Annotated in this window: 14 protein-coding genes; 12 read left to right on the top strand and 2 right to left on the bottom strand. The window is 29.5% G+C overall.

Features of this window, described 5'->3' with window-relative positions:
- Positions 1-14 precede the first annotated feature (14 nt).
- Genes ACZ5RS_RS14575 through ACZ5RS_RS14560 form a run of 4 tightly spaced genes read left to right on the top strand, consistent with a single transcriptional unit; the run spans position 15 to position 4485 of the window.
- A complete protein-coding gene (locus ACZ5RS_RS14575) occupies positions 15-1061 on the top strand; it encodes a hypothetical protein (RefSeq protein ID WP_464636650.1) in 1047 nt (348 codons plus the stop codon).
- The gene (locus ACZ5RS_RS14570; protein WP_464636648.1) at positions 1062-3575 is read left to right on the top strand and encodes a hypothetical protein; all 2514 of its coding nucleotides are present in this window, start codon (positions 1062-1064) and stop codon (positions 3573-3575) included.
- A gap of 9 nt (positions 3576-3584) precedes the next feature.
- The gene (locus tag ACZ5RS_RS14565; protein WP_464636647.1) at positions 3585-4160 is read left to right on the top strand and encodes a hypothetical protein; all 576 of its coding nucleotides are present in this window, start codon (positions 3585-3587) and stop codon (positions 4158-4160) included.
- Between the two features lie 13 nt (positions 4161-4173).
- Entirely contained in the window at positions 4174-4485 is a 312-nt protein-coding gene (locus ACZ5RS_RS14560) for a hypothetical protein (protein WP_464636645.1), read from the top strand.
- Positions 4486-4991: 506 nt separating this feature from the next.
- On the opposite strand, the gene ACZ5RS_RS14555 is transcribed toward ACZ5RS_RS14560, so the two are convergent.
- Both ACZ5RS_RS14555 and ACZ5RS_RS14550 read right to left on the bottom strand, forming a co-directional pair.
- Positions 4992-5690, bottom strand: a complete 699-nt coding sequence (locus ACZ5RS_RS14555; RefSeq protein ID WP_464636643.1) for a peroxiredoxin — start codon at positions 5688-5690, stop codon at positions 4992-4994.
- A gap of 21 nt (positions 5691-5711) precedes the next feature.
- Positions 5712-6047, bottom strand: a complete 336-nt coding sequence (locus tag ACZ5RS_RS14550; protein ID WP_464636642.1) for a ferritin family protein — start codon at positions 6045-6047, stop codon at positions 5712-5714.
- Between the two features lie 554 nt (positions 6048-6601).
- On the opposite strand from ACZ5RS_RS14550, the gene ACZ5RS_RS14545 reads away from it, so the two are divergent.
- The 8 genes from ACZ5RS_RS14545 (at position 6602) to dhaL (ending at position 14531) form a co-directional block, all read left to right on the top strand.
- A complete protein-coding gene (locus tag ACZ5RS_RS14545) occupies positions 6602-6994 on the top strand; it encodes a sigma factor-like helix-turn-helix DNA-binding protein (RefSeq protein WP_464636640.1) in 393 nt (130 codons plus the stop codon).
- Between the two features lies 1 nt (position 6995).
- Complete coding sequence (locus ACZ5RS_RS14540; protein ID WP_464624079.1) at positions 6996-7148, top strand: SHOCT domain-containing protein; 153 nt, start codon at positions 6996-6998, stop codon at positions 7146-7148.
- A 67-nt stretch (positions 7149-7215) separates the two neighbouring features.
- Positions 7216-8586 (top strand): recombinase family protein, encoded by a 1371-nt coding sequence (locus tag ACZ5RS_RS14535; protein WP_464636638.1) that lies wholly within the window; start codon positions 7216-7218, stop codon positions 8584-8586.
- The gene (locus tag ACZ5RS_RS14530; RefSeq protein WP_464636637.1) at positions 8489-10087 is read left to right on the top strand and encodes a recombinase family protein; all 1599 of its coding nucleotides are present in this window, start codon (positions 8489-8491) and stop codon (positions 10085-10087) included. The genes ACZ5RS_RS14535 and ACZ5RS_RS14530 overlap by 98 nt, the downstream gene beginning before the upstream one ends.
- Before the next feature lie 251 nt (positions 10088-10338).
- Positions 10339-11307: a PocR ligand-binding domain-containing protein gene (locus ACZ5RS_RS14525; protein WP_464636635.1), complete on the top strand. Its 969-nt coding sequence runs from the start codon at positions 10339-10341 to the stop codon at positions 11305-11307.
- Between the two features lie 411 nt (positions 11308-11718).
- A complete protein-coding gene (locus tag ACZ5RS_RS14520; protein WP_464636633.1) occupies positions 11719-12852 on the top strand; it encodes a glycerol dehydrogenase in 1134 nt (377 codons plus the stop codon).
- A gap of 10 nt (positions 12853-12862) precedes the next feature.
- Positions 12863-13858: a dihydroxyacetone kinase subunit DhaK gene (gene dhaK, locus ACZ5RS_RS14515; protein WP_464636632.1), complete on the top strand. Its 996-nt coding sequence runs from the start codon at positions 12863-12865 to the stop codon at positions 13856-13858.
- Between the two features lie 43 nt (positions 13859-13901).
- Positions 13902-14531: a dihydroxyacetone kinase subunit DhaL gene (gene dhaL, locus ACZ5RS_RS14510; RefSeq protein WP_464636630.1), complete on the top strand. Its 630-nt coding sequence runs from the start codon at positions 13902-13904 to the stop codon at positions 14529-14531.
- Positions 14532-14611 lie beyond the last annotated feature (80 nt).

Here is a 14611-nt window from a genome sequence, read left to right as displayed (position 1 = left end):
AGGAGAAACAAATAATGAGTAAAACCTCAGCATCTTTTACCATCATGGATTACACTGATGGTATTTCATTAATCACGGGCATTGATTCTAATTTGCCTTTGACTTCTCTTTACGATACTGCAAATCAAAATCTGCATCCTTCCTGGGAAGGGGAAACCTCTCTTATTTTAACACCTAAAGTTATGAAGGCAGGTAGTGCAACTAGTTTATTAACAGCAATGACTAATAAAGGTTGGAAGAGAAGATCTGCAGGAGGAGATTGGATAGCTGTTATAAGTGGGCAAAATGGAGAAACTATAAATTCAGCAACAGGAGCTTTAACGGTAGCAGAGGATAAATTGGTAGGGGATGTCTGGCAAATTGATTATAAATTTAGTGGAACATATCTAGATACAATTTTAAATTTAACTTTTCCTGTTGAAGTAAGTATTACTTTATCAAGGGTTGCTAATGGTACCTCTTTTGTAGTAGCTAGAGCATATACTCTGGATGGCTCTCAATTTAAAAATGGAGCGCCTTCTTCTTTAAAAATTAAAGCTGAACTTATAAGAGGAACTACAACTGATACAACAAATTTATCCTATTCTTGGGAGAAATCAACAAATGGAAGTACTTGGACTTCTGTTACAGGAAGTACGAATATTTTAAGTGTTACTCCCTCTCTCGTTGATAGTTTTGCAATGTTTAGATGTCATATTAGTGATACAGACTCCTCTTCTGATACTTATAATCAAACCTTTACTACCGAAGGGGTATCAATTTTAGATGTATCAGATCCTTATCAATCAGTAATAGAATCTACCGCTGGTAGTTTTTTTAAGAATAATAGTGGCTCTACTATTCTTATATGTAAAGTTTATCAAAATGGAGTTGAGATTGATACAACAGGAAGTTCTTTAACTTATAATTGGTGGAAAAATGATAAAGATGGGAATCCTGATGCATCCTTCTCTCCAGTTGCTGTAGCTAGTGGTTCAATTGTTGCAACTAAGAAAAAAGCAATATCTGTTTCACATGAAGAGGTTGATATTAAATCTACATTTTATTGTGAGGTAGCATAAATGAAAGCTAGTTCCAGCATTACTTTAATTAATATTGTTGATGGCGAAGATGGATTATCTGTTTTATCAATTGAAGAACAATTTTCTATAAGTAATTCTAGGGACATTGAGCCTACTTCAAATTGGAGTGTTTCACCCCCTCAACGAAATGAAGGGGAGATACTTTGGAAAAGAGAAGTAATTACTTATTCTAATTCAACTATAAAAATACTTACACCATACTCAATAACAGGGGATAAAGGGGACATAGGAGAAAATGGCCCAGAAGGAGAAACAGGTAAATTAACTGTTGTTTTTGATTTAAATACTATTACTGTAAAACCATTACAGAATATAGGATTTATTAAATACAATGGCAATCAAGTAAACATATTTGAAACATCTAAAAGTTTTAATTATTCCGGTAATGGAATAATAATTGTAAATTTAAATACAAGTGAAGTTGAATTTTGTAAATTAGAACTTGGAACAACAATTTTTAATAATAATACTGTTCAAACAATTAATATTGTAGATTATGAGGATGCAACTTTAATTACAACGCGACACAGCGCAATGTATAATTTTTCTTATGTTAAAATTGGTGAATTTGTAATAAATGAAGGAGGTGTTGTTGAAACTGCAGCGATTACTTCAATAGAACCTTTGGATTCTTATTTTCAAAAAGCTTTTATGAAAATATTTAGGCAAGGTAATATATCCCAAAATGACTTTGAAAACTGGTTAGATGCACTTGAACTAAAAAGCTTTTATCAAACTCTTGTAGTATCAACCCTTTTAGTAAATTCTTTATTAGCAAATGATGGGCAATTTTTAAATTCTTTAAAAATATCAGAAAACAATATTGAGGGAACATTAAACAATAAACTGGATAAACCTGAGCTATTTAAGGATGGAATAACTTTAAATTCTGATGGCTCAATGCAAGCGAACTGGTCAGGATTAGATGAAAATGGATATCCAATAAGTGGCTGGAAAATTGAAGGTAATGGGAAATCATATTTTAATGGCTCCACAATGATTAATGCTGATGTTAATAAAATAACTGCTGAACAAATTGTTCATAAAGCATTAAAAACCATTGATCAGAAAAACGGTGATACCATTGATTATACTTTAGCTAAAAATGAATGGCTATCTAACGATTTTTTTAATCAATTTGACTCAAACCATATTAATAGAAATAATTATGGAATTATTTATAACGGTGATAGTTTTGATTATTTTTTGAAAACAAATAATGTAGATCAATATTTATTATACGATACTAATCCCTATACAACAAAAATAAGCGCACATGATAATAAAGTTTTACATACTTGGACTAATACTTTTGGATACCCAATATATGTAACAGTAAAAGCTACATTAGATGGTACAATGAATGAAGTTGTATGGGAAATTATTAATGGTTCATACCCAAGAAAATTGTGTACAGTATCTAACATGGAAATATGCTTTGTTTTATATCCAAATGAAACATTGCAATTTAGGGCCGATTCTTGGGCTCTTTGGGGTAGTCAAAATGCTTCTGTTAATTATGTTAGATTTCATAAAACCTTTAGAGGAGGTAGAGAAAATTTCTTAGAATTGAATAATAGAGAAGCCGTAGAAATAACTTATTCACAAAGGAATGAAAACCTTTTATCAGTGCCTATTACATCTATTACAATACCTCCATGGGTTGAATATTTATATATCTTTGTCGGAAGTGATAATGGAGCTTATTCATCTGAATCAAGAGGGGCATATGTAAATTTTAAATATAGTATAAATGGTGGAACTGAAGTTGATATAATCCCTTCAACAGGAGCCAGTACAGATGTTAATTATACTGGTTATTTCAGAATTGATTGCAGTTCTTATAATACTCAAATTACAGTGGCTTTAACAGCTTATTTATTTGGAGATGAATATGAGGAAGATGGCAAAGATAAAACAGCAGCGGCATCATTAAATATTAATTATATAGATTTTGGCTATTCTGTTTATATATCTGGAATACCTGATAGTTTTGCTTTATATGATTCAACAAGAAAAGAAAAGAAATATTTTTTGAACAATACTTATTATAAAAGTGATATTAATATAACCATGAATTCTATTAATTCCTTATCATATATTTCAAAAGTGAATAAAACTGATTTTATTTTAGGTTTATATAATTACATAACTTATGATTTAAGGGATACTTGGTTAGTTTTAACTGATGGAATAATTCATACAATATCTATTGATGGCATTGATACACAACTTGTTCAATTATTTATAACTAGTTCTTATATTAAAGCAATTGATAGTAATGGTAATACAGTAAATCTTATTCAAGAGGACAGATATAATTCATTAAACTTGTATGCAATAGTAGCTGGTTCTATTGAATCAATTGAAACAGGGCATATTATACCGATTAGAGATAATAGGGTCATTGGAACATCAGAAAAACCTTATCAATCAGCAAATATTAATTTAATTAATGCAACTGAAGTTCATGGAAAAGTATATGCAAGTTAGAGGTATTAAATGAGTTGGAGTGTAGGAGATGAAATAACAGCTGCTAAATTAAATAGTGAAAATATTATAGCTAATTGGTCCTTTTCATGGACTGCTCCAAATAATTCAAATGATGATCATTCAATAGGAAATGGCTTATTTTATTATCATGATTGTGGTGGAACTAATGACCCTATAGTAATATCTTGGAATGCTTCTACTACTACTGAATGGTATTGGTTTGGTAATTATAGCCCTTGGATAACAATGTGGATTGAAAAAAGAACTGCAACAGGAGTCATTATTGGTAATAGATATACAATAATATCTGCAGAACATGCAACAGTTTCATTATCGGGCAATCTGAAAAAAAGTGATTTAACTTCATTCTTCGGCTCATCCGAAGGCTGGTATTATTTATATTATGATTGTCGAGATGATAAACATGGTTCAGCTTCTATGGATTTTTCATCATATATGTATCCAAATAGTAATGGAGAAAATAAAGCACTTCGATATTATATTGACCCAACTTCAAGTGGGTTTATCCCAGGGATAGAATTAACTGCTGCTAATTTAAATACACACAATGTTGGAACTTATTAATAAAGGAAACAAGATGATAATTATAATAAAAACTTTAGAAGGGACAGAATTATTAAATTTAGAATTTTCGAGTATAAGTGTGAAGGATAAGCTTTATTCTTTTAATTTTAATACTAATGCACTAATAAATCTAAACTTAGATACTGATAAGATTTACAATATTTCTTTTTTGAATGCTGAAGAGGTTGGCTTATCAGATGCGATGACTATGGTATACATATCCTACTATTATAATGCTTCAACAGCTTTTGTAAAAAATGAAGCAGGAGAAACGGTATCTACAGTAGCTGTTAATTCCAATACAATTACACTTAAAAAATATTAAAACAAAAAAATGAAATTTTTTAAATTTTTTTATTACAAATTAAAGCCAACTTGATTTATTCAGGTTGGTATTTTTTTGGTATTTGTGGGGAAATAGTGAGATTCATAAGAAATCTATATAATAAAATATAAAAATAGAAATAGGATACATTCTCTGTTATTTTATTAGTATAAAAACTCAAACAAACAGAAATTTCTCAATGAACTTTTATGTTAATATAATTCTTGATTTACCACAGTTCCAAGTAAAAAAAAAGAAAACTACAATTTTAAAAAAAAATTTAATACAGGATATTCTATTAATACTATTTATGGTAAAAATTCTATAATAAATTATATAAATTAACATATTAATGTTAAATTTAAACATCTAGAAATTAATAATATACAAATCATTATTGAATTAGTATATATAAAATTAACTCGACTAAGTTGTGTTTAAAAATCCCATGAACCAATAAAAAGCATTCTCAAAATGAGAATGCTTAATCACAAATAGAAAAAACTCTAACTTAATATTTCTTCTATAGTTATATATTCACCTACATGTCCAGCCATTTTTTCTGCATCTGTATTAACAGGAAGAGTTTTTTTACCTGGTCTCCAACCTGCAGGACATACTTCTCCAGTTTTTGTTGCATATTGCCAAGCTTTAACTTGTCTCAAAAATTCATTTACATTTCTTCCAACAGAGTCAGCTTGAACTTCTTGAGCAACACAAACACCTTCCGGAGTAAATAAGAATCGACCTCTTAAGGCAACGCCTTCCTCTTCTATCAATACACCAAAAGCACGGCTGACTTCTTGATTTGCATCAGCACCCATCATTAATTTTAAACCTTTTAGAATTGGTTCTGTTTCTGCAAATCTTTTATGAGAAAATTTTGAATCAACAGATACAGCAAGTATTTCCGTATTTAATTCTTTAAACTCATCATATTTAGAATTCATAGCTGCAATTTCTGTGGGACAAACAAATGTAAAATCAGCTGGATAAAAACAAATTACAGTCCATTTTCCCTTATAATCTTCACTTGAAACTGTTGTAAAGTGGCCAGTTTTTGCATCATAAGCATCCATCTTAAATTCAGGCATTTCTTGTCTTACCATTGTTGAACTCATAGCTTTTTTCTCCTCTATTACTTCTACTTTCGAGTCTTCTTTTTTCACTTTTTTAATAGGCTTTAAACCTGTATCACAACCCATAGAATCCTCCACGATTTAGAATTATAATTTATTAATTTCTTCTTCTACTTCTTGAGCTCCTTCAGCATAAAATTTTGCTTCATTTGGATCCAATTCATGTAAAAGTCTTAAAAATTCACCTGCGTGAACTCTTTCTTCATCAGCAATATCTTTTAAAACATCTATTGCGAGTTGATTATCTGTAGATTCTGCTAATTGCATATATAACTGAATTGCTTCATATTCAGCTGCAATCATAAATCTTATAGACCTTACTAATTCTTCATGTGTTAACTTTTTTTTCTCAGCTAATCCGGCAAACGGTGTACTAAAATCTGGCATATGATTTTCATCCTTATATAACCATAATATCAACATTTTTGTTTCCTAATGAAACTAAGTTAATGACATAAGCCATTTATTATTTAAAAACACAATGAACCAAAAGTTAATGACATAAGCCATTTATTATTTAAATGCATAAGGAAACAAAAGTCAATTAAATTTTTACATTATTTATTTTTGCAAGATATAGAAGGTGATGACTTATTGACAGTTCTACAAATAGAAAAGTTTTATTTTTTAGAGTTGATGTTACTAAAGTATTAAAATGGATTAATAATCAAATTAATGATACTGGTAAAAGAATTAGGGGAAGAGTCAATGATTTTGAATTTTAAGGAATAATAATTGATTGGATATCTTCATAATGGTTTAGAAAATAACAAGTCCTTATTTTTTATTTAATGAAATGTAGCTTATGCACTATTTGATGAAAGTTGACGTAATATTTAACATAAGACTTTTAAACAAATTTATGAAAATAGGTGTATTAAAAATCTAGTATTCTAACTTTTTTGCTAGAAACTATCATGACTCTTTTATGTCTATAGGGGTACGCTTTTTCGTCTTTGAATAGAAGGAGAAGGACTATGACAATAGATGAAAAAGAAAAAGTAACGATGATGAGAAATCAAGGGCTAAGCTATGCAATTATAGCTTCAATATTAAATGTCTCGGTAAATACTGTTAAATCATATTGTAAATATCATAATCTCAAAAAGTATGATAAATGTGAAGATAATAAAACATATTGTTTAAATTGTGGGGAGCCTTTAATTCAATTAAAAGGTAAAAAAATTAAGAAGTTTTGCTCTGATAGTTGTCGTTATCAATGGTGGAATAAACATCGAAAAAAAACAAATAAAACATTTAATGAATTTATTTGCCCAACTTGTGGTACAAAATTTAAAGTTTATGGTAAGACTACCAGGAAATATTGCACCCATGAGTGCTATATCAAAGCTAGATTTAAGGAGAAATAATATGGACAGTAAGAATTTTAGTAATCAAAAAAAATACAACTCATCTTTATATTTATTAGATAATTTAAAAGAAAATAAGCTGATAAAAAAAGCTGAATATGATCAAGCAAATAAACTTTTAATTAAAAAATACAAGCCAATGATACAAAGCTAATTCTTTACATTGACTTGATTTACTTTGAATAATAGAGCATTAATAGTGTATCAAATGAGAGGTGATTATGGATAAAATAATTAAGATAGAAGCTAAAAATACCTCATATCTACACAAGAGAAAAGTTGCAGCTTATGCTAGAGTTTCAGTTGATTATCTTGATAATTTGCACTCCCTTGCTGCTCAAATAAACTATTATACCAAGACAATAAAAAGTAGAGCTGATTGGCAGTTTGCAGGTATTTATTCAGATGAAGGAATAACGGGAACTAAAGTAGATAGACCAGGGTTTCAAGAATTATTAAGGCAATGTGAACTTGGAAATGTTGATATGATTATTACAAAATCAATATCAAGGTTAAATAGAAATACAGTTGATTTATTAAATACTGTAAGATCCTTAAAAGAGAAAGGTATTAATGTTTATTTTGAAAGAGAGAATATTAATACAATTTCACAAGATGGTGAATTGTTTTTATCCCTTCTAGCATCTTTTGCTCAAGAAGAATCTAGAAGTATCAGTGAAAATACTAAATGGGCAATTAGAAAAAGATTTGAACAAGGAATTTGTAAATTTAACTATATTTTTGGCTACAGATGGGATGGTAATAAATATGACATTGTTGAAGATGAAGCTAATATAATAAAGCTGATTTTTAATAGTTATATTGAAGGGATGAGCCCTCATCAAATAGTTAAACTGTTAAATTCAAAGGGAGTAAAACCTTTGAGAAAGGATTCTTTTTGTTATGAAAGTGTATGGCTAATACTAAGACAAATTAATTACTCGGGGGACTCTGTTTTACAAAAGACTTTTAGAGAAAATCATTTAACACATAAGAAAAAAATAAATAAAGGTGAATTACCAAAATATTATGTAGAAGGAACTCATCCTGTAATTATTGAAAAAGAATTATTTAATAAAGTCCAAGAAGAAATTGAGAAAAGAAAATCTCTAGGCTATAAAGCAAACCAATCATTGAACTTTAGTTGTTTTACTTCAAAACTTCATTGTTCTATTTGTGGAAAGACTTATAGAAAGAGATCTAATAGTAATAAGAGTAGTGCTGGAAAGATTTGTAAATACACAAGATGGATATGTGGAACGAAAATAACGAAAACTGCTAATGTTTGTCCTTCTTGTAATGTCCCTGATAAAGTCCTTCATCAGCTTTCAGCTGAAGTTATAAATAGAGAAGTTTTAGATGAAGATTTATTTAATACCCTTATTGAAAAAATAACAGTAGGGGAATATGAACTCTTTTTTTATTTTAAAGATGGTCAAATTGTAAAGAAAACATGGCAAACAAAGAAAAATCATAAGACAAGGATAAAAAAATATGACAAGGAAAGTAAAAAAGATACCAGCAACACTAGGACAATATTCGAAAACTCCTTTATCTCAGATAAAGAAGAAGAATGTCGCAGGATATGCTAGAGTTTCAACAGATAATAAAGAACAATTATCAAGTTATGAAACACAAGTAAATTACTATACTAAATATATAAATAGTAAAGCAGATTGGAATTTTGTAAAGGTTTATACTGATGAAGGAATATCAGGAACTAGTACTAAAAAGAGAGAAGGTTTTAAATCAATGGTTAGTGATGCACTTGATGGTAAAATTGATTTAATAATTACCAAAAGTGTTAGTAGATTTGCTAGAAACACTGTAGATAGTTTAACAACTGTTAGAAAATTAAAAGAGAAGGGAATTGAAATCTATTTTGAAAAAGAAAATATCTGGACTCTTGATAGTAAAGGAGAGTTACTAATTACTATAATGTCATCCCTTGCCCAAGAAGAATCTCGATCCCTTTCAGAGAACTGTACCTGGGGTATTAGAAAGAGATTTGAAGAGGGCAAAGTTAAAATGTCTTATAAAAATTTCCTTGGATATGAAAAAGATAAAGCGGGCAATATAGTAATTAACGAAAGAGAAGCTAAAATAGTTAAATATATTTATTCTAGATTTTTACACGGATTAACACCTAATTCAATAGCAGAAGAATTAGAAACAAAAGAAGTTCCAAATGTTAGAGGGGATGTAAAATGGTATGGGTCTACCATAAAAAGCATGCTACAGAATGAAAAATATACTGGTAATGCTATTCTTCAAAAAACTTATTCAGTTGATTTCTTATCAAAAAAGAGACTGAAAAATAATGGAGAGATTACAAAGTACTATGTTGAAAATAGTCATCCAGCTATTATATCTCAAGTAAAATTTGATTTAGTTCAAGAAGAGTTTGAAAAAAGATGTGCTTATCCAAATAGAAGCACCAGTGCTAATTTGTTTTCAAATAGAATAGTTTGTGGTAACTGTGGTGCTTTATTTGGTAGAAAGATTTGGCATTCCACTGATAAATATAGAAGAGTTGTTTGGCAATGTAATGATAAATACCGAGGAAAAGAGAAATGTGACAATGTTCATCTGAGTGAAGATGAAATATACAAAGCAGTATTAGAAGCAATTAATAAAATAATAGTTGAAAAAGATGAGATAATAGAGAATTGTCAATTAATTCTAAACAAAGTTTTAGATACTAAAAAGTTAAAAATTAAAGAAATTGAGCAATCTAAAGAGCTCAATAAGATTTCAAAGCAAATTGAACAACTAGTTGAGAGCAATTCTACTATTATAAATAACCCAGGGGACTTTAATGAAGATTATAATAATCTATCAGCAGAGTATTTTGCAATTCAAGAGAAACTTGAAAAGACACAAGCTATTCTAGCTGATAAGTATTCAAGGAAATTACAGATTGATAGATTTCTAGAAACAATCAAATCTCAGGATGAATTAGTAACAGACTTTTCTCCAAAGCTTTTTACATCCATTGTTGATATCGTTGAAGTATTTTCAAAAAAAGAGATAAAGGTTCATTTCAAGAACGGTGAAATAGTAGTTGTTGATTTGTTGAGGAGAAAGAAATAGAATAATCCAAATGATTTGCAGAGCTAAAAATTTTAAATTATCTTTGAATCTATCAAAATTAAGTATTAGTCAAATAACTTATAAAATCTAAAAATTAGAATTTATATGAATAAAATTTTTCATGTCTAACCTTGAGTGGGGTGTATTTTAATTGAGTATGTCAATCATTTATAGTTAATTTGGTATGATATTTGATTTATTTTATTTTTGAGAGTATTATTAATATATAATATTGTATAAGGTTGTGTGTAATGGAGAAATTTCCTAATCTTGATTTTATAATTAATGCTAAAAATTTTCAAAAAATTCAGGATTGTCTTTCTGATGCATCTGCGATGTCACTTGTTACTGTAGATGTAATGGGCGAGCGTGTTACTACTCATAGTAAATGTAGCGAATATTGTTCTCTTGTTCGTTCTATTAATCCTTTAAATGAACTATGTAGAAAATGTGATTCACATGGTGGTATTGAGGCTGCCCGTACTGGTCGCCCTTATATTTATAAATGCCATATGGGTCTTTTAGATTTTGCGGTCCCTATTGTAGTTGAAGGGCATTATTTTGGAGCTGTAATGGCGGGCCAAGTTGTTTTAAAAGAAAATGAAGAAAAAAATAAGCTTGAACAAATTTTTAATTCTTATGGTGACTTTTTAGACGCTAAGTGTAAATACAAATTAGATAAACTATATTCCAATTTGCCTGTAATGGATTTAGAAAAAGTTCAAGTTATTGCTAATATGTTGTTTCAAATAACTAATTACATTATTGAGGAAGCTCTTATAAAAATTAATCTAAATGAAACTTGGGGTTCACAAATAGAGTCTTATAATCAATTAAGCGAAAATAAAACTGAAAATTTAAATTTTATAAAACCAACTCCTAAATATAATTCACTTATTATTAAGCCAGCTTTAGAATTTATTAAAATGCATTATTTTGAGAAAATTATGTTAGATGATATGGCTGCTTTATGCAATATTAGTTCTAGTTATTTTAGTAAACTTTTTAAAAAAGTTACAGGAGATAATTTTGCAAATTATATAAATAAAATTAGAGTAAAAAAAGCTCAGGAGCTTTTAGTTAATACTGATAATCCAATTACTGTAATTGCGATGGATTTAGGGTTTGGAGATAATAGTTATTTTAACAAAGTTTTTAAAAAAATTGAAGGTGTAGCTCCATCATTATATCGCAACAAATATATAAAAAATAGCTTATAGAAATCTCAAACTCCATTAGTTGTTTTGTCATCCAATCTAACATTTCTAATAAAGGATCCTTAGAATCAGCAAATTCTAACAGTTTCATTTCAAAAAATGTGATATCTTTAGTTCTAGCCATTGTGTTTTCTCCTATATTCGGTGTCTTTACCAAACATTATGAGATTACCGATGGCTTTTTTACAAGTACCAAATTGCGAACATTATTGTACACTACCAAATATTAATTAAATTAAAATTTTATTTAAATTTGGATTTAAGCTAATAAAAAATAAAAATTAATGCTGAAAAATACAATTTATTTTTATTTTACATCATAATTCGACACAAATTTATCTTGAATTGTACAATCGAGTTGTTAAATATTCTTTTATCATAATTATAGTTTAATTAAAATAAAGGAGATTTGATATGAGAAAAGCGTTTATTTGTCCTACAAAATATGTGCAAGGTGAGGATGAATTAGAGAATTTAGGTTTTTTTGTTAAGACTTTTGGGAAATCAGCACTTTTAATCGCTCATCCAGATGACATTACAAGAGTCTATAGTAAATTAGAAAAAACGGCTAAGGAATTTGGTGTAAAATTTATTCAAAGCAATTTTAACGGACAATGTTCAAAAAAAGAAATATCGCGTTTAGAAAATGTTTATAAAAATAATTCATGTGATTGTATAATTGGTTTAGGCGGGGGTAAAGCAATAGATACTTCAAAATGTGTTGCAAAAGGGGATTCTTTAATTATTTGTCCTACAATAGCGGCAACAGATGCTCCTACTAGTCATTCGGCGGTAATATATACAGAAGAAGGTCAATTTGAAGAGTATGCCTATTTTAAACAAAGCCCTAGTGTAATATTAATTGATACTACAGTTATTGCTAATGCTCCAGTAAGATTTTTGGTTTCGGGTATGGGGGATGCTTTATCCACGTATTTTGAGACAAGATCTGCTAGGGCCTCATTTTCAAATGTGAATGCAGGATTACCTTGTGGGGCTACTGATGGAAGTTGTGTACCTGCAAAAGGAACCAATGCTTCTTTTGCACTTGCTACTTTATGCTATAGAACCTTGTTAGAGGATGGACAAAGAGCTAAGGTTGCTTGTGTAAATCAAGTTGTAACAAGATCGTTAGAAAATATTATAGAAGCTAATATTTTACTTTCTGGGCTAGGCTTTGAGAGTGGTGGACTATCTGCTGCTCACGCTATACATGATGGTTTAACTATTCTGGAAGAAACTCATGCCTATATGCATGGTGAAAAAGTTGCTTTTGGTACATTAGTACAATTAGTTTTAGAAAATTCACCTAAGGAAGAAATAAATACGGTATTAGATTTTTGTTGTGAACTGGGATTACCAGTATGCCTTGAAGACTTAGGAGTAATTCATATTACATATAAACAACTAATGGACGTAGCTATAAAAACCTGTATACCCGAAGAATCAATCCATGCAATGCCTTCTCCAATTACAAAAGAAGATGTAGTTGCAGCTATTATAGTAGCGGATAAATTAGGAAAATCTCACAAAATTGGAAGAGCATAGGAAGTATAAAATGAAAAAAATAATGAATAAAGCTGAAAATATTGTTATTGAAATGTGTGAAGGCATGCAAAAGGCTTATCCTGAACAATTATGTTTTAGTAAAAAAAATAAAGTAATGGTAAGAAAAACTTTGAAAAAAAATAAAGTTGTATTAATAAGTGGGGGGGGAAGTGGCCATGAACCAGCTCACGCAGGATTTGTTGGAACTGGTATGCTTGATGCTGCAGTTTGTGGAGATGTTTTTGCATCCCCTTCAACTTTTCAAGTTTACAATGCTATTCGCGATACAAAATCAGACAAAGGAACTCTTCTTATTATCAAAAATTATTCAGGGGATTGCATGAATTTTGATTCAGCTTCTGAAATGGCACATGAAGATGAAGGAATTGTGGTAGAAAGTGTATATGTAAATGATGATGTAGCAGTCGAGGATAGTCTTTATACAATAGGGAGACGTGGCGTTGCTGGAACTGTTTTTGTTCATAAAATTGCTGGTGCTGCGGCAGAAGAAGGGTTAGAGCTTCTTGCTGTGAAAACGATAGCTCAAAAAGTTATAGACAATGTTCGAACTATGGGGTTTGCATTTACTTCTTGCACTGTACCTGCAAAAGGTTCACCTACTTTTGAATTAGCTGAAGATGAGATTGAATTTGGTGTTGGAATTCATGGCGAGCCAGGTGTAACTAAAGAAACCATTGTATCTGCAGATGAATTAGCTATCAAGATACTTGATAAAATTATTAATGACCTTCCTTATAACAACTATGATGAAGTGGCAGTATTAATTAATGGATTTGGGGGGACTCCTCTTCAAGAGTTATATATTTTGAATAATTCAGTTGCTAATATTTTAGAAAATAGAAAAATCAAAATATATAAAACATTTGTTGGGAATTTTATGACAGCACTTGATATGTCTGGTGCTTCAGTAACACTATTAAAATTAGATAAAGAATTAAAACACTTCTTAGATGCACCGGTTGTCACCCCTGTGCTACAAAATTAATGTTATAAATTATCACAAATTTGTGATTGAGAAAGGAGAAATTATGAATAAAATAGATGTTAATGGAATGTCTAGGATAATAAAAATTATGGGTGAAGTAATAATAGAAAAGGAAATTTTGTTTTGTGAATTAGATTCCAAAGCTGGAGATGGTGATTTTGGTATGTCAATTGCAAAAGGGTTTAAAGTTCTTTTAAAGAAATGGGAATATCTAAATAGAACTGATATTGGTGCATTATTAAAAGATTGTGGAATGATTATAATGGAAAATTGTGGGGGTGCTTCAGGTCCAATATGGGGAACTGCATTTAGAAGTTCAGGTAATTTTGTAAAAGGGAAAACAATAATTAATCTATTTGAATTTGCAGAAATGGTTCAGGCTGGAGTAGATGGAATTAAAAAAATTGGTGGAGCTGAACTTGGAGATAAAACTCTTCTTGATGCATTAATTCCTACTGCTTTATCTTTGAAAAAAAGTAGTATAGAAAAAAAATCTTTTGAAGAGGCTTTTAAAATAGGAGCTTTAGCTGCTGTAAATGGAGCCGATAAGACGAAAGAATACTCTGCAAAAAAAGGGCGTGCAAGTTATCTTGGTGAACGGAGCTTGAGTTATCCTGATGCTGGAGCTATGGCTCTAGGTATTATTTTTACAGAAATAGCTAATAAATTTTAATTTAGTTGTTATTGCAGAATTATATTTACATATTTTAGTAGCATAATGATCTAATCCAATATTTGGATTAGATTGTTATG

Source organism: Pleomorphochaeta caudata (genome assembly GCF_055395745.1).
Note: the sequence above shows the minus strand (reverse complement) of the source record. Positions and strands in the feature narration are given on the sequence as shown.

What these genes read in the sequence shown, in the direction of transcription:
- ACZ5RS_RS14555 (WP_464636643.1), bottom strand. Translation starts at nt 5,690, where the DNA reads ATGGGTTGTGATACAGGTTTAAAGCCTATTAAAAAAGTGAAAAAAGAA.
- dhaL (WP_464636630.1), top strand. Translation starts at nt 13,902, where the DNA reads ATGAATAAAATAGATGTTAATGGAATGTCTAGGATAATAAAAATTATG.
- ACZ5RS_RS14575 (WP_464636650.1), top strand. Translation starts at nt 15, where the DNA reads ATGAGTAAAACCTCAGCATCTTTTACCATCATGGATTACACTGATGGT.
- dhaK (WP_464636632.1), top strand. Translation starts at nt 12,863, where the DNA reads ATGAAAAAAATAATGAATAAAGCTGAAAATATTGTTATTGAAATGTGT.
- ACZ5RS_RS14550 (WP_464636642.1), bottom strand. Translation starts at nt 6,047, where the DNA reads ATGTTGATATTATGGTTATATAAGGATGAAAATCATATGCCAGATTTT.
- ACZ5RS_RS14570 (WP_464636648.1), top strand. Translation starts at nt 1,062, where the DNA reads ATGAAAGCTAGTTCCAGCATTACTTTAATTAATATTGTTGATGGCGAA.
- ACZ5RS_RS14565 (WP_464636647.1), top strand. Translation starts at nt 3,585, where the DNA reads ATGAGTTGGAGTGTAGGAGATGAAATAACAGCTGCTAAATTAAATAGT.
- ACZ5RS_RS14560 (WP_464636645.1), top strand. Translation starts at nt 4,174, where the DNA reads ATGATAATTATAATAAAAACTTTAGAAGGGACAGAATTATTAAATTTA.
- ACZ5RS_RS14520 (WP_464636633.1), top strand. Translation starts at nt 11,719, where the DNA reads ATGAGAAAAGCGTTTATTTGTCCTACAAAATATGTGCAAGGTGAGGAT.
- ACZ5RS_RS14535 (WP_464636638.1), top strand. Translation starts at nt 7,216, where the DNA reads ATGGATAAAATAATTAAGATAGAAGCTAAAAATACCTCATATCTACAC.
- ACZ5RS_RS14530 (WP_464636637.1), top strand. Translation starts at nt 8,489, where the DNA reads ATGACAAGGAAAGTAAAAAAGATACCAGCAACACTAGGACAATATTCG.
- ACZ5RS_RS14545 (WP_464636640.1), top strand. Translation starts at nt 6,602, where the DNA reads ATGACAATAGATGAAAAAGAAAAAGTAACGATGATGAGAAATCAAGGG.
- ACZ5RS_RS14525 (WP_464636635.1), top strand. Translation starts at nt 10,339, where the DNA reads ATGGAGAAATTTCCTAATCTTGATTTTATAATTAATGCTAAAAATTTT.
- ACZ5RS_RS14540 (WP_464624079.1), top strand. Translation starts at nt 6,996, where the DNA reads ATGGACAGTAAGAATTTTAGTAATCAAAAAAAATACAACTCATCTTTA.